Below are 26,932 nucleotides of genomic sequence, written 5' to 3' on the forward strand. Positions count from 1 at the left end.
TGAGCGTCGGGCGGGGTCGTCGACCGCGAGCGGTCGTGTGCGGGACGACGGCACGGACCGGCCGCGAAGCCGGTCCGTGCCGTCACTCGTCAGTCGCGCTTCACGACCGCCGAGGCGGCCTGAACTGAGCGATCAGTTCCTTCGTGCGCTCCAGTTTCGCGGCGTGCTCCGCGGCGGCGGACCGCGAGGTGAGGACGATCTGGTGCGCCAAGGCTCCCGGGTCGGACGCCAGCGCCTCCTCCGTGAGCGCGAGGCCCTTCATCAGCCCGCTCGCGTCGACGGTGACCGTGATCGTGCCGTCCTCGCTGGAATGCTTGGTCTGCAAGACATCCATCGCGGAGGTGAGCTTCTCGATCGCCGACAGTTGATCATCCAGCGCCTGGCTCAGCGAATCGAACCGCGCTTCGGCCTCGGCTATGACGGCGTCGTCCGGTTCGGGGACCCGGGACGGGAGCACGGTGCCGGTCGGCTCCGGGCCGTCCTCGAACTCGAACTCGACGTGCCAGTCGTCGTCGGCCTTGCCGGGCTCGGTCGTCACAGCTCCTCCTCCGGCAGGTACGCCATCTGGACCATCCGGGCGCCGTCACGGCGGTTGACGAGCCAACCACGACCGTTCGGCATCTTCGAGGCCTTGATGTCGTTCATGAGCTTGCCCTCGGACTTCGGCGCCGAGCCCTGGAAGCCCGGCGTGGCGAGGTCCTTCATGCGGCCGAGGAACTGTCCGAACAGGTCACGGGCGGCACCGCCGGCGCGGCGGGTGACGATGACGTGCAGACCGATGTCGCGGCCCTGCGGGATGAGTTCCAGCAGCGGCATGAGCGGGCTCTGGTAACCGCCGGTGGCGACGAGGTCGTAGTCGTCGATGACCGCGAACATCTCCGGCCCCGTCCACCACGACCGGTCGCGCAGCTGCTGCGGCGTGACGTTGTCGGGTGCCCGACGGCCCTTACCGGCGCTCAACAGCGCCTGAACCATCTCGGCGGACTGCTCGGCTGTCGAACAGTGCTTGACGAGGTAGTTCTGCGGGACGGCGCCGAGGAGGCTGCGGCGGTAGTCGAAGAGCACGAACTGCGCCTCCTTCGACGTGGCGCGCGTGGTGATGGTCTTGAGCAGCTGCCGGAGGAAGGTGCTCTTTCCTGTCTCCACATCGGACACGAAGATGAAGTGCGGGTCGTTGGCCAAGTCCAGGTACACCGGCTGGAGATTGTTCTCCGCGATGCCGACCGGGATCTTCCACTTGTCCTGCGGCTCGAACGTCGAGATCGGAAGGCTCTCGTACGGCAGTTTCGCCGGGAGGAGCCGGACGGCGGGTGCCGGGGCGCCACGCCACGCGTCCTTCACCTTCGACACGAAGTCGGTGATGCCGCCGGGAAGGTCGTTGGCGTCCGGGTTGCCGTCGATGCGCGGCAGCGCCGCCAACATGTGCAGTCCGCCCGGGTCCATACCGCGACCGGGACGGTTGGCGGGAACCTGCTCGGCGACCTTGCGGCCGACGAAGGAGTCGAACGCGTCGGCGAGCTTCAACTCGATCTTGCTGCCGAACACGTCGCGGATCGCGGGACGGAACGTCGACCACTTCGCGGTCGTCGCGACGACGTGGACGCCGTACCCGAGACCGCGCTGCGCGATCTGCGTGATGACGCCCTCGAGCGCCTCGAAGTCCTCGCGGACCGTCTGCCAACCGTCGATGCACAGGAACACGTCGCCGAACGGGTCGTCCGTGACGCGGCCGTCGGCGCGCATCTTGCGGTAGGTCTGCATCGAGTCGACGCCGAGCCGCGCGAACCGCTGTTCGCGCTGCTCCATCACCGTGAAGACCTCCGAGACGGTGCGGCGGCACTCGTCGGCGTCGAGTCGCTGGTAGACGCCGCCGACGTGCGGCAGGTCGCGCATCAGGGCGAGACCACCGCCGCCGAAGTCGAGGCAGTAGACCTGGACCTCTTTCGGCGTGTGGGTGAGGGCGAGCGACGCGATCAGCGATCGCAGCGCCGTCGACTTGCCGGACTGGGTTCCACCGGCGATGGCGACGTGACCGGCACCCGCGGCCAGGTTCAGCCAGTAGACGTCGCGCCGCTGCTCGAACGGCTTGTCGACGAGCGCGATCGGGACGCGGAGAGTGCCCTGCTGGTCTTCGCGGGTCGTGCCCAGGCCGCGTTCGGGCGACGTGCCGAGCGGGAGGAACTCCTCCAGCGTCGGCGGGACGTCGAGGGGGTCGAGCCACACCTTGTGGGCGGGCATGCCCTTACCCTCCATCTTGGAGACCAAGATGTCCATGAGGGAATCGCCGACCTTCTCGTCGTCGTCCGCGACCTCTTCCTTCTTCTTCTCCTTCTTCGGCTTCGGCGGCGGGGCCACGAAGCTCGCGGTGAACTCGCGGATCTGCGGTCCGCCCGATTCGGCGATGGCCTTCTCGGCGGCGCTGCGCTGGTACACGCCGGACACATAGGACGCACGGAAGCGGATCAGCGGTTCGGTACCGAACCGGAGATAACCGTGACCGGGAGCGCGGGGCAGTTCGTAGGCGTCCGACACACCGAGGACGGTGCGGGACTCGATCGCCGAGAACGTCCGCAGACCGATGCGGTAGGACAGGTGGGTGTCGAGACCGCGGAGCTTGCCCTCCTCCAAACGCTGGGAGGCCAGCAGAAGGTGCACGCCGAGCGATCGACCGACACGTCCGATCTGGACGAACATGTCGATGAAGTCGGGTTTCGCGGCGAGGAGCTCTGAGAACTCGTCACAGATGATGAGGAGGCTCGGCATGGGCGCGATGGGAGCGCCGGCGGCGCGGGCCTTCTCGTACTCGCGGAGGGAGGCGAACTTGCCGGCGGAACGCAGCAGTTCCTGACGGCGCAGCGTCTCGCCCTCGATGGCGTCCTTCATCCGGTCGACGAGCACGAGCTCGTCGGACAGGTTCGTGATGACGGCGGAGGTGTGCGGCAATTTGTCGAGGCGGGTGAACGTGGCGCCACCCTTGAAGTCGACGAGCACGAAGTTGAGGACTTCGGGCGAGTGCACGGCGGCGAGCGCGAGCACGAGTGTTCGCAGCGCCTCGGACTTACCGGAACCGGTCGCACCGATCATCAGACCGTGGGGACCCATACCGTCCTGGGCGGATTCCTTGATGTCGAGGTCGACGGGGAGACCGTCGGGGCCGACGCCGAGGGGGACGCGCAGTCGGTCGCGGTTGGGGCGGGGTGCCCACGCGCGGTCGGGGTCGTAGTCGTACGGGTCACCGATGTCGAGCAGGTCGGTGAAGCTGAGGTTGCCCTCGAAGTTGTCATCGTCGCCGTCGCCGGAGCTCGTCGCCATCGACATGCGCAGCGGGGTGAGTCGTCGCGCGAGGGATTCGGCTTCCTCGATCGTGAGGGAGTCCGGCCTGCGGATGTCGTCGATCGCGTCGACCGTGCCCATGCGGAGGGTCTGGTCGTCGCGGTGCTGGACGAGCAGCATGCCGGGTTCCATCTGGCGCGGCGGCGGCGTGCTCATGTCCATGATGGTCACACCTTCGACACCGCCTTCGGTGGCGAGGTGGTCGGCGCCGTCGGTGTTGCCGCCGTCGAGGATGACGATGACGTGGTGTCCGTCCCACGGCGGCGAGGCCGGGTTGAAGCGGGGGCGGCCGACGAGGAGGTCGCCGAAGCGTTCCTCGATCTCGCGCAGCGAGTTGCCCATGAGTCGGACCTGGCCGAGCGCGTCGGTCTTCTCGGGGTGCAGCGCGTGGGGGAGCCACTTCATCCAGTCCCAGTGCTGCATGTTGGTGGGGGACGCGCAGACGGCGAGGACGAGTTCGTCGGGGCTGTGCCAGGTCGCGATCTGAGCGATCATGGCGCGCAGCAGCGCGCGGCTCTTCTCGCTGTCGCCCCGGTAATAGAGCCGGGAGAAGCCGCGCAGGTCCATCGCGACGGGGAGGTCGTTGACGACCGCGTTGACGTTGAGGAAGCGGCGCAGCGCCGCCGTGCACAGCGGTTCGAGGTCTTCCACCGGTTTCGACGGTGGTACTCGGATCGGTGTCGCCAGTTGCTGTGGGCCGAGGCCCATGCGGATGACCGCGAAGTCTCCGTCGCCTGATCGGCGTTCCCACAATCGGCTGCTCGCCGCCGTCGACCACAGGGTGTCCGGGTCGGGGTGGCGGTAGAAGAGGCCGCGACGCTGTTCGCGACGCGTCTTGTGGACCTGGCGGCGCAGCTGCGAGAGGCGGCGCAGGTAGTCGCGCCGGATCTGCAGCATCTCCTGCTTGCTCGGGCCCTTCGAGCTGTTCATCATGTTCATGAAGACCATGCCGAGCATCGACACGGCGAACAGGCCACCGGTGACGGCGCGGAGCGGGACGCCGCCCGGACCGCCGCTGCCGGAGCTCGCCATCATGAGCATCATGGCGCCCGATCCGGCGACCATGGGCAGCACCATCATCAGCTGCTGCCAGTTCTTGCCACCCGGTTGCGGTAGCTCCGGCGGCGCCTCTACCTGAAGGTCGCCGTCGGGTAGTTCTGGTGCGGGCCGACGTTGCCGCCGTTTCACCATGACAAGACCCATGAGCAGGTGGCCTCTCTGTGGCTTGGGTTTTCGCTCAGCGTCACCGCGTGAACGGCTGTCTCGTTGCCCGGGAGATCGGCTACCGCGGAGTCACGACGTCGTCGGCCGCCGTCGGATCCGCCGCGTACGACACCGGTACGCGGTAACCCTCCGTCTTGCCGAATGACGCTCTGACACGCGCCTCGCACAACCTTCAGATAACGGAACAACCGCCTGGGTCGCCGATGCCTTGGGGTGCACTCACACCATACGGTGGTCTCGCACATTCAACCAGAGGCCGCCCAGCACCTCGGTTCGCGCGCCGACGGCGCCGAGCGCGGCCAGGCGTGGACGAACGACGTGCCGGGCGCGGGCGAGCGGGTCCCCTCGGCGTCGGCGGGTCGACGGTCGTCGCGTCACGGTCTGCGGCGAGACGGCCGGGCGGTTCGGCGGTCACGGGCCGCGTCGCCGATCCTGGTACCGTGCCCAACACGCCAGGGACGCGGGGACACCGGGCGGGTGAGGCTCCCCCGGCGGACCGAGCGACGCCCTGGCGCACGCCTCCTCGACGGGACGGCCTCCAGCCCGATCGTGCCGCTTGCCAAAGCCGATAGGCTATGGGGCGTCCGGTTACCCGGTAGCTCGCCTCACCCGAGCCGAGGCGTCCCGGATGACCTTGACCGCCGCTCGCACAACCCCCTTGTGATGACACCGAAGAAAAGGACGGCCGACGGTGACCACGGCTATTCGTACCGGCCTGACGCGGATCACGGTATCCGCGCCACGGCGGCGTATCGACCTCGTACTTCCCGACCATGTCCCCGTCAGCGAGTTGTTGCCGACGGTCCTCGACTACGCGGGTGAAGGCGCCGCCGACGAGGCGGAGAAGCACGGTGGCTTCGATCTGCGCCGAGCCGACGGTAAGACGATCAATCCCTCGCAGTCGATGGCGATGCAGCAGATCCGCGACGGCGAGGTCCTGCACCTGGCGCCACGCCACGCCGACTGGCCAGAGGGCGAGTACGACGACGTGGTCGAGGCGATCGCCGCCGGCGCGAAGGTGCTCGGCAAGCCGTGGGACGGCAACCACACGCGTATCGCGGGCCTGTCCATCGCGGCCGCGACCGCCGCGATGCTCTTCGGGGGCCTGCTCATGGCCGGGCCGTCGTGGCTCGGCGTCGGGATCATCTCGCTCGTCATCGCCACTTTGTTGATGGTCATCGGCATCGCCGTGTCCCGCACCGTGGGCGACTCGGTCGCCGGCGCGACGGTCGGGGGTCTGGCACTGCCGTTCGCGGCGCTCGGCGGGTACACGATCCTCGGTGGCCGCGCCGAACTGAGCGATTTCGGGGCGCCGCACCTCCTGGTGGGAAGCGCGCTGCTCGTCGTCCTCGCGATCCTCGGCTTCTACGGCGTCGGTGAGTCGCTGCGGGTGTTCACGGCGGGGGTCGTCGTCGGCCTGCTCGGCATGGTCGCCGCGCTGTTGAGCTTCACGAGCTGGTCGCCCGCCGCCATCGCGGCGGCCACGGTGTCGATCACGGTGGCACTGCTGCCGTCGATTCCGCTGCTGTCGATGCGGTTCGCGAAACTGCCGATGCCGGAGTTGCCGCAGACGGCGAAGGACCTCGTCAAGGACAAGCCGAGCCCGCCGAAGGAAGAGATCTTCGGCAAGGTGCTCCGCGCGGACGAGCTGTTGACCGGCCTGCTCCTCGGAGTGTCCATTGTCACCGCACTGTGCCTGTACGTCGTTCACACCAACGGCATTCCGGCCGCCGCGCCGATTCTCGTCGGTGTCGTCTCGGGCGTCTACCTGCTGCGCGCCCGACTGTTCCCCGCCGTGCGTCAGCGCGTCCCGCTGATGACGACGGGCGCGTTCGGCATGATCCTGTCGGCGCTGTACCTGGTCAGCCTGTTCGGATCGACGCTGGAACTGCTCGGCCTCGCCGCGGTGATCCTGCCGATCGTCGCCCTCGCCACGGCCTCGGGCCTCATCTACTCGAAGAAGACCCCGTCCCCCTACATCGGACGCATCGCGGACGCGGTCGACGTGCTGCTGATCGTGGCCGTCGTCCCCGTCGCCTGCACGACGATGGGTCTCTTCACGTTGTTCCGGGAAATGGTCTAGTCCGTTCCCACAAGCCGTCCACAAGGGCGCCCTCGGCCTCGGCCGGTGGGCGCCCTTGTCATGCACCCCGCACCGCGACGATGTCGAAGCGCGCCGACGACTACCGGCGAAACCTTCCCGAAGACGACTCTGTGTCACGACCACAATTCACGGGAAATCTTGGCACGCAAGGCTTGACAGTGTGCGCTAGCCTGTTGGGACAGGTGACGGTAACGTCGCCTGTGACACATCCCCACGGGAACCGGCGAGCCGGTTCCCGTCGATTGGAAGAGGTGACCACCAAATGGCGGCCAACCAAATTAACAAGGAGTACATGGAGTCGGTTGCGGCCGACTTTGAGGGACTCGCGGAAGAACTAGCCGGCGACGCTCAGGCGCTCATGAACTCGCTCGCCCCCATGGAGCAGGACCTGGTCGGTAAGGCCGGTACCACCTTCACGAACATCAAGAACACGGTCCAGGAGAACCTGACCGTGATCAACCGCGCCCTGGACGACATCGCCGTGGGTATCCGTACCACCGGTCGCGAGATGGACGCCTCTGACGAGCAGAGCGACTCCTCGTTGAACCAGGCCTTCGGTGACGGTGGCTCGGCCGCCTCGCAGCTGTCCGCCGGCCGCTAAATCCCGTCCTCCCAAGCTTCCCTTACTCATAAAGGAGAATCACCATGTCCGGTGACATGATTCGTTATAACGGCGCAGGAATCGACGACGGTTTCGGCGCCCTCGACAGCTTCGTCAACAAGCTCGACACTCGCCTGGACGAGCTCGAGCAGAAGGCCGCCCCGATCGTCGAGACCTGGGAGAGCCAGGTCGCGCGTCAGGCCTACGACGACAAGAAGAAGGTCTGGAACGACGCCGCGGACCGCATCCGCAACGCCATCGTCGAGGTCGGCCGCGCCCTGGCCAGCTCGAAGGAAGAGATGGAACTGACCGACCAGATGGCCAGCCGTCACTTCGGCTAAGCCAACTCAGCGCCTCATCGAGGCGACGAGATCTTGGTGACGGGTGCATCACGTTTCGACGTGATGCACCCGTTTCGTGTGTGCCGCAACGACTCCACCCCCGCGATGCGATGGCAGGACGAGTCGACCGGCGACGGGGGTGCGCAAACCCGTTATCGTGTTACCGCAAGCAAAGCACCCTTCGGAGGAAACCCATGGCCACGAGGCGAGATCAGCTGCAGAGCTACCAGTTCCTGTTGCAACGGGTGGTTTCCGCTCTCGTCTATCGAAAGACCGACCCGGCCAACTCGCCTTTCCGCAAAGCCGGAGGCGCGGTCTTCGCCGGGGTCATGCTCAGCATCCTCGCTCTGGCCGTCACCGCCGTCATCCAGATCTTCACGGGCGCTTGGAAGGACACCAAGTGGTACGACGGCGGAAGGATCATCATGGAAGAGGAGACCGGCGCCCAGTACGTCGTCTTCCCCACGACCGATCACCTGAAAGCGCTGCAGGACCAGGGGTACCACTACGAACAGCTCCTGTACCCGGTGGCCAACTTCGCCTCGGCGGCCCTGCTCGCGGGGACGACCGAGGTCGTCGAGGTCAGCCGCGAATCGCTCGCCGGCGAGGGACTGGAGAGCAAGGTTCCGTCACGCGGCATGATGGTCGGCATCCCGGGTCTCCCGGACTCGTTGCCGACCCCGGAGGAGCTCCTCAAACCCGGCTGGGCGGTCTGCTCGAACCCGACCGAGGACGAGGGGGCGACCTCCGTCCTGTACGTCGGTGTGACCGTCGGCGGCGACCTCGTCCCCAATGTCACGGACCCGGCCCAACCTGGACAGGCGCTCCTGCTGAGCGATCCGGGCGACGACACAATCTACCTCGTCTGGAACGGCTACAAGCACAAACTCGTTGACCCCGACATGGGTTTGGCCATCCTCAACACGGGTGATCCGTTGGACGTCGCACCCGCCGTCCTCAAGGCGATCCCGTCGGGCGCCGACTTCGCGGCCCCCGCCATCGCCAAGGTCGGCGATACTTCGTCGGCCGTAGCCGGCACCACGATCGGCGACGTCTACCGGACGACGAACCCAGCGAACACTCAGTTCCACGTCATCCTCGATAACGGCCCCGCTCGAATCAGCGAGGTGCAGGCCGAGCTCATCACCCGAACCCACGACACCGAAATCCTGGACGGCGAGGTCGGCGCAGTCCCGGACGCGAACCAGAACGCGTTCCTGCCGGACCGCTCCGACAAGAAGCAACTCGCTCAGGCTCTGCCGCAACAGATCCCGCAACTGGCCCCCAGTTGGGACCCGACCGCCCCGGTGTGCGTCAACTACACCAGCGCGACCGACCCGACCCAGATCGTCATCAACGCCGACGACCCGGGCACCAAGGGCGTCGCCACCCAGCAGGTGTCGAACGACAAGAACACCTACGCGGACCGGATCGTCATCCCGCCGGGCGGCGCGATGCTCGTCCAGACCGGGCAGGGCGCGGGCGCGCGGGGCCTCATCACCAGTGAGGGTTGCCTTTTCCTGTTCACCTCCCCCACCGGTGGCGAGCAGGACAAGATGACGATGGCCGTCGGCGGCGTCCCCGGCATCCAGGCCGTCGGATACCACGAGACCAAGCCCGTCACGATCCCGTCCGAACTCGAGGCCCTCATCCCGCCGGGTCCCGCGTTCGACGCGGTCGCGGCAGCCAACACGACCGTCCTGGGAGTGACCGATGCGGGCAAGTAGCACCAAACGACTCGCGGCCGTCGCCGTCGCCGGCCTCGCGGGAACACTCCTCTCCGCTCTGGGCGCGGTGCCGGCGCTCGCGGCCGACTGCGAAAAGCCGTCCGACACCGCGACCGCCGCCCAGATCAACACGCTGCCGTGGGCGCAGGGCGTCCTCGAAGCCGACAAGGTCTGGTCGATGACAACCGGCAAGGACATCACCGTCGCCGTCATCGACTCTGGAGTCCAAGCCGACCACCCGGTGTTCGGCGAGAACCAGGTGAAGCCCGGCAAGGCATACATCGACAAGGTCGAGGACACCGGCGGCTCCGATGACGCGCGCGTCGACTGCGTCGGCCACGGCACCGCCGTCGCGGGCATCATCGCCGGGAAACCCACCAAGGACACCGAGTTCGCCGGCATCGCGCCCGACGCGACGATCCTCCCGGTCCGGGTGGCGAACAAGATGCCCGGCGCGGATCAGGTGCCGGGTGAGGACGAGGAACCGCCGCCGGTGAGCCCCAACGAGGTCGCGGAAGCGATCCGCTGGGCGGCCGACAACGGCGCCGACGTCATCAACCTGTCACTGAAGTACTCGGAGGACTACGGGTCGCTCAAGAGCGCGATCGCCTACGCGATCAGCGAGGACATCGTCGTCGTCGCGTCCGGCGGCAACAACAACACCGACGAGAAGAAGCGCCTGCTCCCGTCGTACCCCGCCGCGTACGAGGGCGTCATCGGCGTCGGCGCCGTCGACGAGAACCTGATCCGCCTCCCCGATTCCCAGGAGGGCGACTGGATCGACATCGTCGGTCCCGGTGCCCGCAACGTCGCTCCGCAGTTCGACGGCAACTACCAGAAAGGCTTCGGCGCGACGTCCGGAGCGACCGCGTTCGTCTCGGGCACCGCCGCGCTCGTTCGCGCGTACCACCCGGACTGGACGCAGGAGCAGGTCACCGAACAGATCCTCAAGACCGCGTCCGCCGTCGGCGCGAACATGAACACGGCACAGGCGAAGACCATCTACGGGCACGGCATGGTCGACCCGGTCATGGCCGTCACCGAGGTCATGCGGGGGGACGCCGAACCGGCCGCACTCCAGCCGATGGACCGCCTGACCATGCAACCCGAGTACATCGCCTCGCTCGAACACGAGGCGTGGGCGACGTCGATGGGCCTGTGGATCGGGCTCGGCGGCTTCGCGGCGTTCATCGCGACACTGTTCGCCGTCGGCGCCATGCGACGCGGCCGCGGCGGCAAGTGGCGGACGAAGAAGGCGTCCCGCGACGTTTACAGGGTCCACATGGGCTCTGACAAGGGGACGCCTGGTGAAGCCCCCGACCGGCGGTTTCCCGTCGAGCGACCGCAATATCGGGCCGCGCCGCCACCGAGTCAGGAACCCCCACAGCCCCCGTTGAGCCCGTCCTACGTCTGTGGACTCTCGTCGAGGCACAGGATCCGCCCCGTGGTCGATTCCAGCCAGTCCGACGTCGAATCAGGACAGTCTGACCGGTTGGCCACCTCCAAGGTCACCATGAGCGCGTCCGATTCATAGCATTCGATCGGCACGGGATCGAATCCCTCGAAACGAACACAGGTCTCCGGCCGAACCACATTCGCATCCACAATGCTCATCATGTCGATGGTGCAGAGCATCCAGGTGCCCGACTCGCGGGTCAACCCGAAGTCCCATCGCATGTCGACCGGTCCGTCGTACTGGGGCAGCATCAGCCGAACGTCGCCGATGACCGTCGACTTCGAACCAGACGTCCTCGATTCACGAATCGACCAGGTCATCGCCTTGTCGTCGAACCATCTCCGCACCGTCTCGATACCTTCGGCCGGCATATTGAAGCGCACCCCGTCCGTCGCGTCCGCGCACGCGAACTCGCGGGCGCCCGCGAGATCACCCGCGAGCACCGACTCCACATAGTCCGTGACGACGTCCTCGGGCTCCGCGCCCGAGAAGAACAGGTAGTACGCGGACCCGGCGAACACCACGGCCAGGGCGACGCAGACCGTCATCATTGTCCATAGTAGTTTCCGAGAGCGCCTCGGTTGCGGCGGCGGGGCGGTGGGGTAGCCGCCGACCGGGTATCCACTGACCGGCGGACCGGTGACGGGGTAACCGCCGGGCTGTCCGCTCACCGGCGCCGACTGCCCCTGCCACGGCGGTGGCTGGCTCATGTACTGCGGCTGGCTCGTCGGCGGTTGACCCGTGTACTGCGGCTGGCTCGACTGAGCCCCCGCGCCCCAGTGCGGCTGTTGATGGGGATCGTGCATTCCGTGTTGCGTCATCCTTCGCACCCTCTGACGTGTTGTAATCCCGCGTCAGCCGAGTGTACAAGTACGGGTAAATATCGATAGGAATCGCAGAATTGAGTGGTGAGTGGACGGACGAGCCCACCCACCACTGTCGACCTAGCGGACGCGGACGTCCACCGACACCGGCTCGCCCGCCGCGTCACCCGTCGTCGCGTCGGCTCCGACCGCCCCGAAGGCGATGTCATCCGCGAGCGTCTCGCGAGCGACGAAGCCCGAGTGGGCGGTCACGGCGGACCGGACGGTCTCGGTGGCGGAGACGACCACCGCGACCCGATCCGTCACCGCGAGCCCGGCGTCCTTTCGGGCCTGCTGGATCACGCGTACCACGTCACGGGCGACGCCCTCGGCCTCCAACGACGCCGTCACCTCCGTGTCGAGGACGACCACGCCCTCCAGGCCGGGCAGCATCGCCGTCCGGTCTGCCGCGCGCGGCGTCATCTTCACGGTGAACTCGCCCTGTTGCAGGCGAACGCCTCCGACGACGACCTCGCCGTCCGGCCCGAGCGCCCAGTCCCCACTCTTCGAGGCCTTGATGACCCGCTGCACCTCGGAGCCGAGCCTCGGCCCGAGGACGCGCGGCACCAGACTCAGCGTCCGATCACAGTACTGGTCCACTTCGGTCGAGAACTCGACGTGCTTGACGTTCACCTCGTCCGCGATCAGCTCGACGAACGGGGCGAGCCGATCCGCATTCGGGGCGGCGATCGTGACGCTGTTCAGAGGCAGGCGAACCCGCAGCCGCGTCGCCTTCCGCAGCGACAAAGCCGCGGAACAGACGTCGCGCACCGCGTCCATCGACGCGACGAGTTCGGCGTCGTCCGGAACCACGGCCGGGTCGGGGAAGTCCGCGAGGTGCACGGAGCGCCCGCCGGTGAGACCTCGCCAGACGTCCTCCGTCAGCAATGGCAACAGAGGCGCCGCCGTCTCGCACAGCAGCCTGAGAACCGTTGCGAGCGTGTCGAAAGCGGCGCGCTCGCCGGACCAGAATCGCATGCGGGAACGGCGGACGTACCAGTTCGTCAGCACATCCACATAGGCCCGGACGGAGACGCACGCCGACGAGAGGTCGTAGCGGTCCATCGCGGAGCGCACCTCGTCGACGAGGACGGAGGTCTTGGCGAGGATGTACCGGTCGAGGACGTGATCACCGACGACGGCCCCGGCGCGGGCCGCCTCGGGGTCCGCCTCGTATCCGGCGGCCTTCGCGTACAGCGCGAAGAAGTGCCAGACATTCCACAGTGGCAATACGATCTGTCGGACCGTCTGCCGGATGCCGTCCTCGACCACGGACATGTCACCGCCGCGCAACACCGGTGAGGACACGAGGAACCACCGCATCGCGTCCGACCCGTAGTGGTCGAACATCGCGTAGACCTCGGGGTAGTTGCGGCGGCTCTTCGACATCTTCGAGCCGTCGCTGCCAAGCAGCGTCCCGTGCACCACGCACGTCTTGAACGCGGGACGGTCGAACAGCGCCGTCGCGAGGACGTGCATCGTGTAGAACCAGCCGCGGGTCTGCGCGGTGTACTCGACGATGAAGTCCCCGGGGAAGTGGTGCTCGAACCAGTCGGCGTTCTCGAAGGGGTAGTGCACCTGCGCGAACGGCATCGCCCCCGACTCGAACCAGCAGTCGAGCACCTCCGGAACTCGACGCATGGTCGAGCGGCCCGTCGGGTCGTCCGGGTTCGGGCGGGTCAGCTCGTCGATGCCCGGCCGGTGCAGATCCGTTGGGGCGACGCCGAAGTCGCGCTCCAACTCGGCGAGTGAGCCGTAGACGTCGACGCGCGGGTGATTCGGATCGTCCGACATCCACACGGGGATCGGCGAACCCCAGAACCGGCTCCGGGAGATCGACCAGTCCCGGGCGTTCTCCAGCCACTTGCCGAACTGGCCGTCCTTGATGTGGCCGGGCGTCCAGTCGATGTCCCGGTTCAGTTCCACCATCCGATCGCGGAACCGCGTGACGGCCACGAACCAGCTCGACACGGCGCGCTGCATCAGGGGACTGTCACAACGCCAGCAGTGCGGGTAGGAGTGCAGGTGGGTCTCGTGACGCAGCAGCCGACCCGACGCGCGCAGGTCGCGAGAGATCGGGGCGTTCGCGTCGAAGACGAGCATCCCGGCGTACGGGCCGACCTCGGCGGTGAAGCGACCGCCCGAGTCGACGGGGACGACCGGCTCGATCCCGGCGGCGTCGGTGACGACCTTGTCCTCCTCACCGAACGCGGGTGCGATGTGGACGATCCCCGTGCCGTCGGACGTCGTGACATAGTCGGCCGTCAGGATCCGATGCGCCCCGGGGTGTCCGAGGAAGAATTCGAACGGCGGCGCATAGGACGTGTCGACGAGCTCGGCTCCCCGGTACCGCGCGACGACCTCCGGCTCCTCCCCCAGTTCGCGCGCGTAGGCGGCGACGCGCGCCTCCGCCAGCAGATACCGGTGCCCGTCCGCGCCCTCGACGACGACGTAGTCGACCTCGGGGTGAACGGCGGCGGCGAGGTTGCTCGGCAGCGTCCACGGCGTCGTCGTCCACACCAGTGCCCGCACACCGTCGAGATCCGTGCCGGGGGCGTTCAGCTGCAGCGAGACGGTCACCGCCGGGTCGTTGCGATCCCGGTAAACGTCGTCCATCTTGGTCTCGGTATTGGACAGTGGCGTCTCGCAGCGCGGGCAGTACCACAGGACACGATGGCCCTGATAGATCAAACCCTTGTCGTACAAGGATTTGAAGGCCCACATGACGCTCTCCATGTAGTCCCGGTCGAGCGTTTTGTAGTCGTTGTCGAAGTCGACCCACCGGGCCTGCCGGACGACATAGCGCTCCCACTCCTTCGTGTAGCGCAGCACGGATTCGCGGGTGACGGCGTTGAACTTGTCGATGCCGAGCTCCAGGACCTCGTCCTTGGTGGTGATGCCGAGTTGTTTCTCGGCCTCGACCTCGGCGGGCAGCCCATGGCAGTCCCAACCGAAACGGCGTTCGACTCGGTGGCCCCGCATCGTCTGATACCGGGGGACGATGTCCTTGACGTAGCCGGTCAGCAGGTGACCGTAGTGGGGCAGGCCGTTCGCGAACGGCGGTCCGTCGTAGAAGACGAACTCGTTGCCTCCGTCGGCGCCCGCGTCGCGCGCCTCGACGGACGCGTTGAACGTGTCGTCGGCGGCCCAGAATTCGAGCACGCGTCGTTCGACGGCGGGTAGGTCGGGGCTGGCGGGGACTCCGCGCCCTGGGTCGTCTTTCGGGTAGGCCATGATCACTCCTTCGCACTGGCCTGGTGTCTATCGATGCCGGTGCGAGGACGAGACCGAAATCGGCCCGCGGTACCACCCCGCTTGGCGACCCGGGAGCTCGTCCCGTCGGGTGACGAGACGGCCTTGAGGGTCGTCCACTCATTGCGCGGCTGTCACGGGCCTACCCGTCCAGGTCTAGTGAGGCTGACGCCCGTTCTTCTGGAAGCTCACCGGTGATGGCCGGTTCGACGCTGTTGCCCCCAGTCTATCGGCGCCCCTCCGGTCCACCGCAATCCGATTCTCACCATCCCCCGCTTGGTTGGGCAAATGTCGGAAACAGGCGTGATTTCGCAATTTGCCCAACCAAGCGGAACTTTTACCCAACCAAGCGGAACTTTTGCCCAACCAAGCGGGGAAATGGAACGGCCCCCGCCGGTCCCTTGCGGGATCGGCGGGGGCCGGCACGAGTGGTGCGGCGAACTACTTCGCGCTCGCGCGCAGCTCGGCTTCCTTCTTGTGCAGGTCTTCCAGACCACCGCACATGAAGAACGCCTGCTCGGGGAAGTGGTCGTACTCGCCCTCGGCGATCTTCTTGAACGCGTCGACGGTCTCAGCGACCGGCACGAACGAACCCTCGACGCCGGTGAACTGCTTGGCGGCGAACGTGTTCTGCGACAGGAAGCGCTCGATGCGACGGGCACGGCCGACGATCAGCTTGTCCTCTTCGGACAGCTCGTCCATACCGAGGATCGCGATGATGTCCTGAAGCTCGTTGTACTTCTGGAGGATTCGCTTCACCTCGGAGGCGACCCGGTAGTGCTCGTCACCGACGACCTCGGGCTCGAGGATTCGCGACGAGGACGCCAGCGGGTCCACGGCCGGGTAGATGCCCTTGTCGGACACCTTCCGCTCGAGGTTCGTCGTCGCGTCCAAGTGCGTGAACGCGGTGTGCGGCGCCGGGTCGGTGTAGTCGTCGGCGGGGACGTAGATCGCCTGCATCGAGGTGATCGCCTTACCGCGCAGCGACGTGATCCGCTCCTGGAGCTGACCCATCTCGTCGGCCAGCGTCGGCTGGTAACCCACCGCCGACGGCATACGGCCGAGCAGCGTCGACACCTCGGAACCGGCCTGCGTGAATCGGAAGATGTTGTCGACGAAGAGCAGCACCTCCTGGTTCTTGACGTCGCGGAAGTACTCCGCCATCGTCAGCGCGGACAGGGCGACCCGCAGACGGGTCCCCGGCGGCTCGTCCATCTGGCCGAAGACCAGGGCGGTCTTCTCCATGACGCCCGACTCGGTCATCTCGTGGATGAGGTCGTTACCCTCACGGGTCCGCTCACCGACGCCCGCGAACACCGACGAACCGCCGAAGTTCTGGGCGACACGGATGATCATCTCCTGGATCAGAACGGTCTTGCCGACACCGGCACCACCGAACAGACCGATCTTTCCACCCTTGACGTAGGGGGCCAGCAGGTCGAGGACCTTGATGCCGGTCTCCAGCATCTCCGTCTTCGGCTCCAACGCCGCGAACGGCGGGGGCTGACGGTGGATGCTCCAGTAGTCGTCGGCGTTGATCTCCTCGCCGGGCTCCAGGTTCAGGCACTCGCCGAGCGCGTTGAACACGTGCCCCTTGATGCCGTCGCCGACGGGAACCGAGATCGGCTTACCCGTGTCGGACACCGGAGTACCCCGGACGAGACCGTCGGTCGGCTGCATGCAGATCGCGCGGATGGTGTTGTCACCCAGGTGCTGGGCGACCTCCATCGTCAGCGTCTTCGTGCCCTCCGACAGCTCTACGTCCACCTTGAGGGCGTAGTAGATCTCCGGCATCGCGTTGCGCGGGAACTCCACGTCGACGACCGGGCCGATGACCCGGACCACGCGTCCCGCTGCTGTGCTTACCGCGGTCATTTATGACTCACTTCCCGCCGCGGCAAGCGCGCTGGCGCCGCCGACGATCTCACTGATCTCCTGAGTGATCTCGGCCTGCCGCGCGGCGTTGCGCTCGCGGGACAGGGTCTTGATCATTTCTTCCGCATTGTCGGTCGCGCTCTTCATCGCACGCCTCCGCGCCGCCGACTCAGCGGCGGACGCCTCGACGAGCGCGGCGTAAACCCGGGTCGTCAGGTACTTCGGCAGCAACGCGTCGAGCAACGCGTCCGGGTCCGGTTCGTACTCATAGGACGGCACCAGGCCTTCGGCGACCTCTTCGATCTCCAGTGGCGCGAGCTGTTTCGCCTCCGGGGTCTGGGTCAAGAGCGAGACGAACTTGGTGTGCACGATGTGCAGCTCGTCGACTCCGTAGACGCCATCGGATCCCGCGCTCGAATCGTCGTCGTCGGCACCGTGCACGAACGCCTTCAACAGCGTCTTCGTGACCTCGGCGGCGTCGGCGACGGTGGGCTGGTCGGAGAACCCGCCCCATTCGGCGGAGACCGGGCGGCTACGGAACTTGTAGTACCCGGCGCCGTTGCGGCCGGTCACGTACAGCACCGGCGTCTTGCCTTCCGCGACGAGCCGCGCCATCAGCTGCTCGGCGGTCCGCAGGACGTTGGCGTTGTAACCGCCACACATGCCCTTGTCACTGGTCACCACGAGGACACCCGAGCGACGCACGACCGGTCGGGCCTGCAACAACGGGTGGTTGATGTTGGCGGTGGACGCCAACGCCGTCATCACACCCGTGATCGCCTGGGCGTACGGCAGCGAGGCCGCCACACGTCCCTGTGCCTTACCGACGCGGCTGGTGGCCACCAGCTCCATCGCCTTGGTGATCTTCTTGATGGACTGTGTGGACTTGATCCGTCGCCGCAGCACACGTAGCTGCGCACCCATAGGTCAGCCCTTCTTCGTGACGACGCGCTGGACGGTCTCCACCGCGACGTCGCCTTCCAGCGCCTCGGCCGGAGCCTCGTTGACGTTGACGGTGTCCTCCTTGGCGAGGAACATCGCCTTGAACCGTTCGATCGCGCTCTTCAGCGTGGCGACGGCGTCGTCTTCGAGCTTGCCGGAGTCGGCGATCGTGGCGAGCAGGTCCTTCTGGTTGTGCCGCAGGTATCCGAGGAACTCGTTCTCGAAGCGACGGACCTCACCGACGGGGATGTCGTCGATGCTGCCGCTGGTGCCGGCCCAGATGGAGATGATCTCCTCCTCCATGGGGTAAGGCTGCGCCACACCCTGCTTGAGGAGCTCGACCATGCGCAGACCGCGCTCGAGCTGCGCCTTCGACGCGGCGTCCAAGTCGGACGCGAACGCGGCGAACGCTTCCAGCTCGCGGTACTGGGCCAGGTCGAGACGGAGGCTACCGGAGACCTTGCGCATACCCTTGACCTGCGCGGCGCCACCGACTCGGGAGACGGAGGTACCGACGTTGATCGCGGGACGGACACCCGAGTTGAACAGGTTCTCCTCGAGGAAGACCTGGCCGTCCGTGATGGAGATGACGTTGGTCGGGATGAACTGCGAGATGTCGCCGGCCTTCGTCTCGATGATCGGGAGACCCGTCATCGAGCCGCCGCCGAGCTCGTCGGACAGCTTCGCGCAACGCTCGAGGAGACGCGAGTGCAAGTAGAAGACGTCGCCGGGGAAGGCTTCGCGGCCCGGGGGACGGCGGAGCAGCAGCGAAACGGCGCGGTAGGCCTCGGCCTGCTTCGACAGGTCGTCGAAGATGATGAGGACGTGCTTGCCGCCGTACATCCAGTGCTGGCCGATGGCCGAACCGGTGTAGGGGGCGAGGTACTTCAGACCGGCCGGGTCGGACGCGGGGGCCGCGACGATGGTCGTGTACTCCATGGCGCCGTGCGCTTCGAGCATGCCCTTGACGCTGGCGATCGTGGAGGCCTTCTGGCCGACCGCGACGTAGATGCAGCGGAGCTGCTTCTTCGGGTCGCCCGATTCCCAGTTCTTCTTCTGGTTGATGATCGTGTCGATCGCGACCTGCGTCTTGCCGGTCTTGCGGTCACCGATGATCAGCTGACGCTGGCCACGGCCGATCGGGGTCATCGCGTCGATCGCCTTGATGCCGGTCTCGACCGGCTCGGAGACGCTCTGACGCGCCATGACGTTGGGCGCCTGGAGTTCCAGTTCGCGCGACGTCTCGGCCTCGATGTCACCGAGGTCGTCGATCGGGTTGCCCAGGGCGTCGACGACGCGTCCCAGGAAGGCGTCGCCGACCGGGACCGACAGAACTCGGCCGGTCCGCTTGACCTGCTGGCCCTCTTCGATACCGGCGAAGTTACCCAGAATGACGACGCCGATGTCGCGCACGTCAAGGTTTTGGGCGATTCCCAGCGTGCCGTCGGCAAATTCCAAAATCTCGTTGGCCATTGTCGACGGCAAGCCCTCGACAATGGCGATCCCGTCGCCGGCCACGGTGACGACACCGATCTCCTCGCGGGAGACTTCCGGCCGGTACGACGAGACGTAGGCGTCAAGCGCGCTGCGAATCTCGTCGGAGGAGATGGTCAGCTCTGCCATCTTTTTCTATCCCTCGGTTTCTTGTGATAGCTGTACCGGACGGATTAACGCCCGCCGGCCAGCGCCTTTTTGGCTTCGGTGAGGCGCCGGGCAACGGTGCCGTCATACAGATCATGTCCGATTTGGACACGAATGCCGCCGATGACCTGCGGGTCTACGGTCAACTTGACCGCCACAGGCTGACCGTATATCTCGCTCAGCTTGTCCGCCAAGCGCGACTCCTGGTCCGACGACAGCAGGGTGGCCACTGTCACGTAAGCAAGGCGCTGTTCGCGCTTCTCCGCGCACAGCTCGAGCAACCGACGAAGACCGGAGTCGAACCGTCGGCCACCGAAACCGGCGACCGCCAGCTCCACGAGCCGGATCGTCGTCGAGGTGGCCTTGCCCTCGAGCAGCGCCCGCACCAGCGACACACGGGACTCGACGGAGGCCGTCGAGTCCGTCAGCGCGACCGCGAGCTCGGAGTCTCCCGAGACGACCTGACCGAAACGGAACAGTTCGTCTTCGACGTCGCCGAGGACGCCGTCGGCGGCACCGGCCGACAGCAAGGCGTCGACGCCGAGGGTCTCCAGACCGGTCCGCAGCTCACCCGGGGTCGACCAGCGACCCTTGACGAGAGCGACGATGACCTTCAGGGCACCCGAGGACACCTTGCCGGACAGGACCTGCTCGGCCAGGTTGGCACGGTCGTCGCCGGGACGACCCGGGTCGGTCAGCGCGCGACGGAGACGGGGCTCGGCCGCGAGGAGGTCGCGCACCGAGAGAATCTCGTCGGCGACCTTGCGCAGCGTGTCCGGCTTCACCCGCTTGGCGTACCCGGTGAGGGCCTGACGGCCCCCCTCCAGTGCTTCACGTGCAGCGGCCGACATTAGCGTGCCCCCGCCGTGTCCTGGTCCAATTCGGACAGGAACCGCTCGACGGTGCCCGCGCGACGAGCCTCGTCGGCGAGCGACTCGCCGACGATGCGGCCGGCGAGAGTGACGGCGAGCTCGCCGACGTCGGAGCGAAGCTCGGTGAGGAGCTGCTGCCGGGACGCGGCCAACTGGTCGCGCCCGGCCGCGATGATGCGCTCGGACTCGGTGCGGGCCTCCGCAAGGATCTCCTCCTTGGCCGCGACCGCGTCGGCACGAGCTTCGTCACGAATGCTCGACGCCTCGGTGCGGGCCTCGGCCAGCTGCCGGCGGTACTGCTCGAGCAGTTGGTTGGCTTCTTCTTGAGCCTTGTTGGCGCGCTCGATGCCGCCTTCGATGGCGTCGACCCGCTTGCGGTAGGTCTCCTCCATCTTCGGGAAGACGAACTTCATCAGCACGAAGCACAGTAGAGCGAACGCGATCACGCCGACGACAATCTCTTGCCAGATCGGGAAGAGGATCGCGCTGCCGTCTGCTGCTGCCATATACATGAATGCTCCCTGAGTGTGGGGTCGACAGCCTTCGATCAGCCGGAGAAGATGAAGGCGAGCAGCAGGCCGAACAGCGCGAGCGCCTCGGCGAGGGCCGCACCGACGAACATCATCGGACGGGTCAGGCCGGCCGACTCGGGCTGACGGGCCGTGGCCGAAATCCAGGCCGCGAAGATCAGACCCACACCGATGGCACCACCGATGGCGGAAAGGCCGAAGCCGATGACGCTAAGGCTTCCAGTCATGTTGTTTCTATCTCCTCATTGAAGGCGTGGCGTGTCCGTCACGCGCACGGTTGTCCCTTGTCGTGGCCCGAGTGGACCAAGAGTCTTAGTGTTCGTCAGCCAGCGAAGTCTGAATGTAGACGGCCGTCAGCAGCGTGAACACGTACGCCTGAAGCAGCTGGATGAAGAATTCGAAGAAGGTCATGACGATCGCCATGATGAACGCGAGGGGCGACGCGGCCATGAACCAGCCACCGGCCTCGAACAGCGTGAAACCACCGAGAATGAACACCAGCAGGATCATGTGACCGGCGAACATGTTGGCGAACAATCGGACCGACAGCGTGATCGGGCGCAGGATCAGGTTGGACAGGAACTCGATCGGAATGATGATCGGGTACATGTAGCCCGGAGTTCCCGAGGGAATCGAGCTGGCCTTGATGTATCCGAAGAAGCCGTGCTTCTTCACACCGACGGCGAGATAGATGATCCACGACAGCACACCGAGAATGAGCGGGAATGCGATGTGCGCGTTGGGAGAGATCTGAATGCCGGGCACGATCGCCATGACGTTCGTCAAAGCGATGAAGCAGAACAGCACCGTAAAGTACGGGGCGAATTTGACGCCCTGGGGACCGATGATGTCCTTGGCAATGCCGTCGCGCACGAATCCGTAAATGGATTCGGCAAGCCACTGTCCCTTGGTGGGAACGATTTTCGGATCACGATAAGTGATGAGGAAGAAGCACAGCAGGATACCGACGGCGAGGAAGATGCCGAAGGTGATGGTGGTGAACCATCCGCCGGGCACGGCAGAGAACCAGTCGCCATAGTTGAAGTTCTCGATACCTGGGGGGAAGTGGATCCCACCTTCCTCCGCGAGTACCACGGGAGCTTCAGTCACCGCTTTCGCCCTTCACCTTGGTTGTTGTTTGAGTCTTCGGGTTGTCCAAATTTCTTGACCACCAAGTAAAGCCCCGCGGCAGCGCCGAGGACACTCCCGAAGAAGGTGCCAAGGTGCTTAGGGATGCCCAGCCATTCGTCGAGCAGCCATCCGGCGCCTCCCCACAGGATCATTCCCGCGAGGAGATAGCTGATTACTGCCCACCCTTGATCGGCACCAGAGGCTCCACTGGGCTTCGGTGTCTGGTCATTGGTCATGTTGGCGCAGAGACTATCAGCCGGGTGGGCACCCTCCCACTCGGCCCTGACACGCCGAGAGACCACAATACCTCAACCATGACCGAGGTCACTGTATGTCGTCGACGGGTTGTACATAAGGCAATCGGACGCGCGACGCCCACACCATGAGCGCCACCAGAACGGCCACAATAGACACAACTGAGCCCACCGCCATCGGCATCATGCCGCTCCATTCGGCGCGAGTGGCCGCCAGGAACGCCCCGGCGAACAGAATGATCTTCGCCACGAGGCCCATCAATCCCGCGGGCAACACCAATCTGAGACCGAGTGGCTCTGTCCATACGACGAAATACCAGGACGCGGCGAAACCGGTGGCGGTCAACGCGACCCCGGCGAGCGCCCCGAGCAGCCCGGCCGTCCCCCGCCAGACGCCGCCGGCGATCGCCAGCGGAACGGCGACGGCGGCGCACGCGTACAGCGCGGGCGGCATGTGGCGCAGCTTGGAATGGGTCATGGCCCCATCGTGACACGCTCAGCCGAGCAGGCGAGCGACGACCATCCCGAGCGATTCGTCTATTGAGGACGCGATTCGGCCGAAGGTCGCGTCGTCCGCGCCCCAGGGATCGGCGACGTCAACACCGTCGTGATCCGCGCGACGTCCGTCGGCGAGGGTGACGAGCGCCATCCCGCGCGCCATGATCCGTCGCTCCCCCGCCACGTCGGTGGGGAGTTCGTCCGGCGCGATCGCCGCCGCGATCAGTCCGAAGTGGTTCAACTGGAAGGTGCGCTCGGCCGCGTCGGGGTAGGCGTCAACGATGTAGGCAACCTGGTCGCCGGTGGCGGCGAGGATGAGGTCGGAGGCCTCGACGTGCTCGCGGGCGAGGTGCCGGGCGCGGAACCCGAACGAGTCTCCGCCCCGGGCCGCGACCTGGGCGGCCGCGGGCGGGTTCATGGCGCTTCCGACCTGGCGATGGTCGACCCCGCACGAATGACTGTAGACGGACGTGGTGGCGCCCCGCGCGTCGACGCGGGCGGCGAACAGGCGCTCCGCCATCGCGGAACGGCAGGTGTTACCGCCGCACACGTGCAGGACGGTGAACGGCGGCGTGGGCGTCCGGTCGTCGGTCACTCGTCGTCGGGCCCGAGCGCGTCGGGGATGACCTCGCGAATGCGGTCCAGGGACAGCGCGCCCTGCCGCAGCACGCGCACGGTGCTCGACGCGCAGTCCACAATGGTTGACGGAACGGTGTCGGCCGACGGTCCGGCCTCGAGGTAGACGCTGACCGAGTACCCGAGCTGCTGCTTCGCCTCCATGGCGGTCGCGGCGGGTGGCTCGCCGGTCTTGTTCGCCGACGACACCGCCATCGGGCCGGTCTCGGTGAGGACTTCGAGCGCGACCGGATGCAAGGGCATCCGCACCGCGACGGTGCCGTCCGTGTCGCCGAGATCCCACTGGAGGGTCGGCGAGTAGTGCATGACGATGGTCAGCGGTCCCGGCCAGAACGCGGCGGCGAGATCCTTGACGTTGTTCGGCACCGACATCGTCAGGCCGTCGAGAGCCTTTCGCGAACCGACCAGGACCGGGGGCGCCATGTCCCGCCCGCGATTCTTCGTTCGCAGCAACGCCTCGATGGACCAGGACTTGAAGGCGTCGGCGCCGAGCCCGTAGACGGTGTCCGTCGGCAGCACCACCAAGTCACCCGCGCGAACGGCGGACACGGCCGCGCTGATCGCGGCATCCCGTTCGCTGGCCTTCCGGCAGTCGTAGAGTCTCACGCCGACCAAGGTTAGATGCTGCCCGACGACCCGGCAACTCGGCTACGGCCGCATCGCGGTCGGAGCTCCGGACGACCGGGGCTCTCGGTCCGGTGATCGGCGAGGACCGGTCGGCACGCGGGTTCTCGCGGAGTGGGCCCGTCATTGAACTGGTGCGGCGGATGCGTTCGGCGGCAAGGGTTCGGGCCGAACACCGACGGGTGCCGTAGCAGACCGGAGAACGGCGACCTCACGCCGTCGGCGGGAAATCCCCTGACGCGTCGGAGTTCCCCGAACTCGGGTGCGCTCGCGAACGGGCCACGCCGGGACGCCGTCCCCGGACGTCCGTCCACTCCAGGCGAACATCGATCGACTGCCCTCGGAGCGATGGCTTCGCCCCGAGCCCCAGGTCAGGTCGGTTTCACGGCCATCGTGAAGCGGGGTTTCCCGGCGAGGTCGCGATGCGGACGCACCTGAGTGAACCCCTTCGCGCGCAATAGATCCGGTACGACGACCTCGTGGGTGTCGTCGTGTTCGATCGCGGTGACGCCGCCGGGGGCGAGTAGCGCGAAGATCCGGTCCACCAAGGGTCGGATAACCGACAGTCCGTCATCACCGCCGAACACGGCGATCGCGGGATCGATTTCGACCTCAGTGGACACGGCGACGGAACTCGGTACATACGGCGGGTTCGAGATGACCGCCGCGCAACGTCCATCCCATTCGGACAGAGTAGTGGGATCGACGGCGTCGGCGTCGACGGCGCGCACCGACGAACCGGCCAGATTGCGTGTCATCCAGTGCCAGGCTCCAGGGTCGCGCTCGACGGCGAAGACGGTCGCGTCGGGACGCTCCGTCGCGATCGACAACGCGATCGCGCCGGTGCCGGAGCACAGGTCGACGATCACGGGATCGGGAACGTCCGAGACCGCCGCGAGCAGCGCTTCCACGACCAACTCCGTCTCCGGTCGTGGCACGAAGACCCCTGGACCAACGGCCAGTTCTACCCGCCGAAAGGCGACGATACCCAATATGTGCTGCAACGGTTCCCGGCGTTCCCGACGAGCCACCACAGACTCATATTCATCGATCTGTTCCGGGCCCGGCGGCTCCGCGACGATGAGCCGTCCCCGTTCCACCCCCGCGACATGCGCGGCCAAGAGCTCGGCATCCACACGGGGCGAGGCGACCCCGGCGGCGTCCAGACGACGCGTCGCGGCCGCCACGATCGCGCTCCATCCACGTCCCATTCCGGCCCCTCCGACACCCGACACACCAGCGAACCTCTTTGTCGCTGTCGGGCAGCGTAAGGCATGCTGTGACATAAGAGACCGTCACCGGGCCCGCGCCGGTTCCGACCTGTCGCCCGGCGACGTCACCGCCGCGACGGAATCGGCGTCAACGCGACCGGAGGACGACGGACTCGACGACCGCGGCGAACCATTCGACCGCTGGCGCTCAGCGAATCGAGCGACGGAAGCTGTGAGGTGAATGCGTGCCCGACGACGAGATCAGCACTTCACTCGCACGGGCGCGCGAGCTGCTCCACGCCGGTGAGACGACGAAGGCGATCAACGCCGCCGACGAGATCATCGCGTCGCCCGCCGATCCGGCGGAGCGCGCGTGGGCGCTGCTGCTGAGGCTGGCCGGCGTCATCAATCTCGAACGGTCCTCCGAATACGCGTCCACCGTAGACAGTGCCTTCGGAGCGGTTCGGGCGTACGGCGACACGGTCGCGATCGGGTGTTTCCACGCGCTCGCGGCGTTCACCGCGCACGCCGACGGCTCGATCGAGCGCTGCGTCAGTCATCTCGTCCGCAGCGCCCGGGCGCTCAGCAACGCGACCGAGCCGAGCCCGGAGGTCGCGCGAGCCTGGCACAACCTCGCCGTCGTCTACTCCTACATCGGCTTCCACGACCACGCGGCGGCCGCGGCGGCGCGCGCCCGCGAGATCCGGCACGCGATCGGCATGACCGGCCATCTGCCCACTTTGGAAGTGCAGGTGCGGTACGGGCTGTCGCTCGACCATCGCGGCGACACCGACGGGTGCATCCGGGTCCTGCGCGCCTTGCTGAACGGCGCCGAGCGCGTCGAGAAGCGTCCCGACGGACTGCCGGACGTCTACGGCCCCGACCTGCCGTGGATCGGCTACGCCGTGGCGCGGCTGCACGCGCTCGGCGAACAAACCACATTCGACTCACGACGGCTGCTCGCGACCGGCAGCCACGACGCCTGGACCGCCGACATCCGCCACTTCGGACGGATCTGCCTGGCGATCGCGGCGGGCGACGCCGAGCACGCCCGGCAGCGACTTCGGCAGGCGACGTCGACCGCCGCCGTCCTGGGCCGCGCCGAGGCGTCCCGCCTGAAGGCGCTCAGTTATCTCGCGGAGGACGACTACCGGTCCGCGTACCAGGCGGACCGGGAGGCGTTCGCGATTCACGCGCGGGCCAACGACCGGCTGCGTCGCCTGTTCATCGACGGGGTGGCGGCGCGCGTCGATCACGAGGACCTGCGCCGGGCCGTCGACACGTACTCGGACCGGTCGCTGACCGATCCGTTGACGGGCCTGCCGAACCGGCGGCATCTTCAGGAGTACGTCGACGCGCTCACGGCGCGATCCGAGCACGGTGTGCTCGGTGTGCTGGACCTCGACGGGTTCAAACGGGTCAACGCCGTCCACGGGCACCTGTCCGGGGACACGGTCCTCCAGCGAACGGCCGGCGCGTTGGTGCGCGTCATGCGGCGCGGGGACTTCGTCGCGCGGTACGGCGGAGACGAGTTCGTGCTCGTCCTGCCCGGCACCCCACTGTCCGAAACGGACGACATCGGGAGCCGAATCCGCGACGCCCTGGCCGAGGAGGACTGGGATTCGCTGATCCCCGGCGTTCCGCTGTCCGCCTCGATCGGCTGGGCGGAGTTCGGCGCCGGCGCGACCTCGGGATTGACCGGCGCGTACGCCACGGCCGACCGGGCGATGCGCCGCGCCAAGCGCGAGCGCCCGCTGCCCTGATCGCGATCAGGACGAAGCGGCGGTACCCCGATCAAGGCGCGGTACCGCCGACCT

Annotated in this window: 21 protein-coding genes; 6 read left to right on the top strand and 15 right to left on the bottom strand. The window is 67.0% G+C overall.

The window, feature by feature from the left end:
* Positions 1-100 precede the first annotated feature (100 nt).
* Positions 101-538 carry a hypothetical protein gene (locus tag ACM9NP_RS15890; protein WP_415647479.1) on the bottom strand — a complete coding sequence of 146 codons (438 nt, stop codon included), beginning with the start codon at positions 536-538 and terminating at the stop codon, positions 101-103.
* The gene (gene eccCa / locus ACM9NP_RS15895; RefSeq protein ID WP_415647480.1) at positions 535-4,536 is read right to left on the bottom strand and encodes a type VII secretion protein EccCa; all 4,002 of its coding nucleotides are present in this window, start codon (positions 4,534-4,536) and stop codon (positions 535-537) included. Before eccCa ends, ACM9NP_RS15890 begins: the two co-directional genes overlap by 4 nt.
* 712 nt (positions 4,537-5,248) lie before the next feature.
* On the opposite strand from eccCa, the gene eccD reads away from it, so the two are divergent.
* From eccD to mycP, 5 genes are all read left to right on the top strand, one after another.
* Positions 5,249-6,640, top strand: coding sequence for a type VII secretion integral membrane protein EccD (eccD, locus tag ACM9NP_RS15900; protein WP_415647481.1), 1,392 nt, complete (start codon positions 5,249-5,251; stop codon positions 6,638-6,640).
* A gap of 283 nt (positions 6,641-6,923) precedes the next feature.
* A complete protein-coding gene (locus ACM9NP_RS15905) occupies positions 6,924-7,262 on the top strand; it encodes a WXG100 family type VII secretion target (RefSeq protein WP_415647482.1) in 339 nt (112 codons plus the stop codon).
* A 44-nt stretch (positions 7,263-7,306) separates the two neighbouring features.
* Positions 7,307-7,603 carry a WXG100 family type VII secretion target gene (locus ACM9NP_RS15910; RefSeq protein WP_415647483.1) on the top strand — a complete coding sequence of 99 codons (297 nt, stop codon included), beginning with the start codon at positions 7,307-7,309 and terminating at the stop codon, positions 7,601-7,603.
* Positions 7,604-7,797: 194 nt separating this feature from the next.
* Positions 7,798-9,330 carry a type VII secretion protein EccB gene (gene eccB, locus ACM9NP_RS15915; protein ID WP_415647484.1) on the top strand — a complete coding sequence of 511 codons (1,533 nt, stop codon included), beginning with the start codon at positions 7,798-7,800 and terminating at the stop codon, positions 9,328-9,330.
* Positions 9,317-10,864: a type VII secretion-associated serine protease mycosin gene (mycP, locus tag ACM9NP_RS15920; protein ID WP_415647485.1), complete on the top strand. Its 1,548-nt coding sequence runs from the start codon at positions 9,317-9,319 to the stop codon at positions 10,862-10,864. Before eccB ends, mycP begins: the two co-directional genes overlap by 14 nt.
* An 866-nt stretch (positions 10,865-11,730) precedes the next feature.
* Here the strand turns inward: mycP and ileS are convergent.
* The 13 genes from ileS to prmC form a co-directional block, all read right to left on the bottom strand.
* Positions 11,731-14,883 (bottom strand): isoleucine--tRNA ligase, encoded by a 3,153-nt coding sequence (gene ileS, locus ACM9NP_RS15925; RefSeq protein ID WP_415647486.1) that lies wholly within the window; start codon positions 14,881-14,883, stop codon positions 11,731-11,733.
* A gap of 459 nt (positions 14,884-15,342) precedes the next feature.
* Positions 15,343-16,776 carry a F0F1 ATP synthase subunit beta gene (gene atpD, locus ACM9NP_RS15930; protein ID WP_415647487.1) on the bottom strand — a complete coding sequence of 478 codons (1,434 nt, stop codon included), beginning with the start codon at positions 16,774-16,776 and terminating at the stop codon, positions 15,343-15,345.
* Positions 16,777-17,700, bottom strand: coding sequence for a F0F1 ATP synthase subunit gamma (locus ACM9NP_RS15935; RefSeq protein ID WP_415647488.1), 924 nt, complete (start codon positions 17,698-17,700; stop codon positions 16,777-16,779).
* Between the two features lie 3 nt (positions 17,701-17,703).
* A complete protein-coding gene (atpA, locus tag ACM9NP_RS15940; RefSeq protein ID WP_415647489.1) occupies positions 17,704-19,341 on the bottom strand; it encodes a F0F1 ATP synthase subunit alpha in 1,638 nt (545 codons plus the stop codon).
* 44 nt (positions 19,342-19,385) lie between these two features.
* On the bottom strand, positions 19,386-20,210 hold the full coding sequence (locus ACM9NP_RS15945) for a F0F1 ATP synthase subunit delta (protein ID WP_415647490.1): 825 nt from the start codon (positions 20,208-20,210) through the stop codon (positions 19,386-19,388).
* A complete protein-coding gene (locus ACM9NP_RS15950) occupies positions 20,210-20,743 on the bottom strand; it encodes a F0F1 ATP synthase subunit B (protein ID WP_415647491.1) in 534 nt (177 codons plus the stop codon). Before ACM9NP_RS15950 ends, ACM9NP_RS15945 begins: the two co-directional genes overlap by 1 nt.
* Before the next feature lie 35 nt (positions 20,744-20,778).
* Positions 20,779-20,988, bottom strand: coding sequence for an ATP synthase F0 subunit C (gene atpE, locus ACM9NP_RS15955; protein WP_415647492.1), 210 nt, complete (start codon positions 20,986-20,988; stop codon positions 20,779-20,781).
* 85 nt (positions 20,989-21,073) lie between these two features.
* Positions 21,074-21,871 carry a F0F1 ATP synthase subunit A gene (gene atpB, locus ACM9NP_RS15960; RefSeq protein ID WP_415647493.1) on the bottom strand — a complete coding sequence of 266 codons (798 nt, stop codon included), beginning with the start codon at positions 21,869-21,871 and terminating at the stop codon, positions 21,074-21,076.
* Complete coding sequence (locus tag ACM9NP_RS15965; protein WP_415647494.1) at positions 21,868-22,128, bottom strand: AtpZ/AtpI family protein; 261 nt, start codon at positions 22,126-22,128, stop codon at positions 21,868-21,870. Before ACM9NP_RS15965 ends, atpB begins: the two co-directional genes overlap by 4 nt.
* Positions 22,129-22,216: 88 nt before the next feature.
* Complete coding sequence (locus ACM9NP_RS15970; protein ID WP_415647495.1) at positions 22,217-22,624, bottom strand: hypothetical protein; 408 nt, start codon at positions 22,622-22,624, stop codon at positions 22,217-22,219.
* An 18-nt stretch (positions 22,625-22,642) separates the two neighbouring features.
* Positions 22,643-23,239: an arsenate-mycothiol transferase ArsC gene (locus tag ACM9NP_RS15975; protein WP_415647496.1), complete on the bottom strand. Its 597-nt coding sequence runs from the start codon at positions 23,237-23,239 to the stop codon at positions 22,643-22,645.
* Positions 23,236-23,886: an L-threonylcarbamoyladenylate synthase gene (locus ACM9NP_RS15980; RefSeq protein ID WP_415647497.1), complete on the bottom strand. Its 651-nt coding sequence runs from the start codon at positions 23,884-23,886 to the stop codon at positions 23,236-23,238. The genes ACM9NP_RS15975 and ACM9NP_RS15980 overlap by 4 nt, the downstream gene beginning before the upstream one ends.
* Positions 23,887-24,275: 389 nt before the next feature.
* Positions 24,276-25,115, bottom strand: a complete 840-nt coding sequence (prmC, locus tag ACM9NP_RS15985; RefSeq protein ID WP_415647498.1) for a peptide chain release factor N(5)-glutamine methyltransferase — start codon at positions 25,113-25,115, stop codon at positions 24,276-24,278.
* Positions 25,116-25,360: 245 nt separating this feature from the next.
* Between prmC and ACM9NP_RS15990 the strand changes: the two genes are divergently transcribed.
* On the top strand, positions 25,361-26,878 hold the full coding sequence (locus ACM9NP_RS15990; RefSeq protein ID WP_415647499.1) for a GGDEF domain-containing protein: 1,518 nt from the start codon (positions 25,361-25,363) through the stop codon (positions 26,876-26,878).
* Positions 26,879-26,932: the final 54 nt, after the last annotated feature.

This window comes from Stackebrandtia soli, from assembly GCF_965137155.1.
GTDB classification, from domain to species: Bacteria; Actinomycetota; Actinomycetes; order Mycobacteriales; family Micromonosporaceae; genus Stackebrandtia; species Stackebrandtia soli.

What these genes read in the sequence shown, in the direction of transcription:
- eccCa (WP_415647480.1), bottom strand. Translation starts at nt 4,536, where the DNA reads ATGGGTCTTGTCATGGTGAAACGGCGGCAACGTCGGCCCGCACCAGAA.
- ACM9NP_RS15905 (WP_415647482.1), top strand. Translation starts at nt 6,924, where the DNA reads ATGGCGGCCAACCAAATTAACAAGGAGTACATGGAGTCGGTTGCGGCC.
- ACM9NP_RS15910 (WP_415647483.1), top strand. Translation starts at nt 7,307, where the DNA reads ATGTCCGGTGACATGATTCGTTATAACGGCGCAGGAATCGACGACGGT.
- eccB (WP_415647484.1), top strand. Translation starts at nt 7,798, where the DNA reads ATGGCCACGAGGCGAGATCAGCTGCAGAGCTACCAGTTCCTGTTGCAA.
- mycP (WP_415647485.1), top strand. Translation starts at nt 9,317, where the DNA reads ATGCGGGCAAGTAGCACCAAACGACTCGCGGCCGTCGCCGTCGCCGGC.
- ileS (WP_415647486.1), bottom strand. Translation starts at nt 14,883, where the DNA reads ATGGCCTACCCGAAAGACGACCCAGGGCGCGGAGTCCCCGCCAGCCCC.
- atpD (WP_415647487.1), bottom strand. Translation starts at nt 16,776, where the DNA reads ATGACCGCGGTAAGCACAGCAGCGGGACGCGTGGTCCGGGTCATCGGC.
- ACM9NP_RS15935 (WP_415647488.1), bottom strand. Translation starts at nt 17,700, where the DNA reads ATGGGTGCGCAGCTACGTGTGCTGCGGCGACGGATCAAGTCCACACAG.
- atpA (WP_415647489.1), bottom strand. Translation starts at nt 19,341, where the DNA reads ATGGCAGAGCTGACCATCTCCTCCGACGAGATTCGCAGCGCGCTTGAC.
- ACM9NP_RS15945 (WP_415647490.1), bottom strand. Translation starts at nt 20,210, where the DNA reads ATGTCGGCCGCTGCACGTGAAGCACTGGAGGGGGGCCGTCAGGCCCTC.
- ACM9NP_RS15950 (WP_415647491.1), bottom strand. Translation starts at nt 20,743, where the DNA reads ATGTATATGGCAGCAGCAGACGGCAGCGCGATCCTCTTCCCGATCTGG.
- atpE (WP_415647492.1), bottom strand. Translation starts at nt 20,988, where the DNA reads ATGACTGGAAGCCTTAGCGTCATCGGCTTCGGCCTTTCCGCCATCGGT.
- ACM9NP_RS15965 (WP_415647494.1), bottom strand. Translation starts at nt 22,128, where the DNA reads ATGACCAATGACCAGACACCGAAGCCCAGTGGAGCCTCTGGTGCCGAT.
- ACM9NP_RS15970 (WP_415647495.1), bottom strand. Translation starts at nt 22,624, where the DNA reads ATGACCCATTCCAAGCTGCGCCACATGCCGCCCGCGCTGTACGCGTGC.
- prmC (WP_415647498.1), bottom strand. Translation starts at nt 25,115, where the DNA reads ATGGGACGTGGATGGAGCGCGATCGTGGCGGCCGCGACGCGTCGTCTG.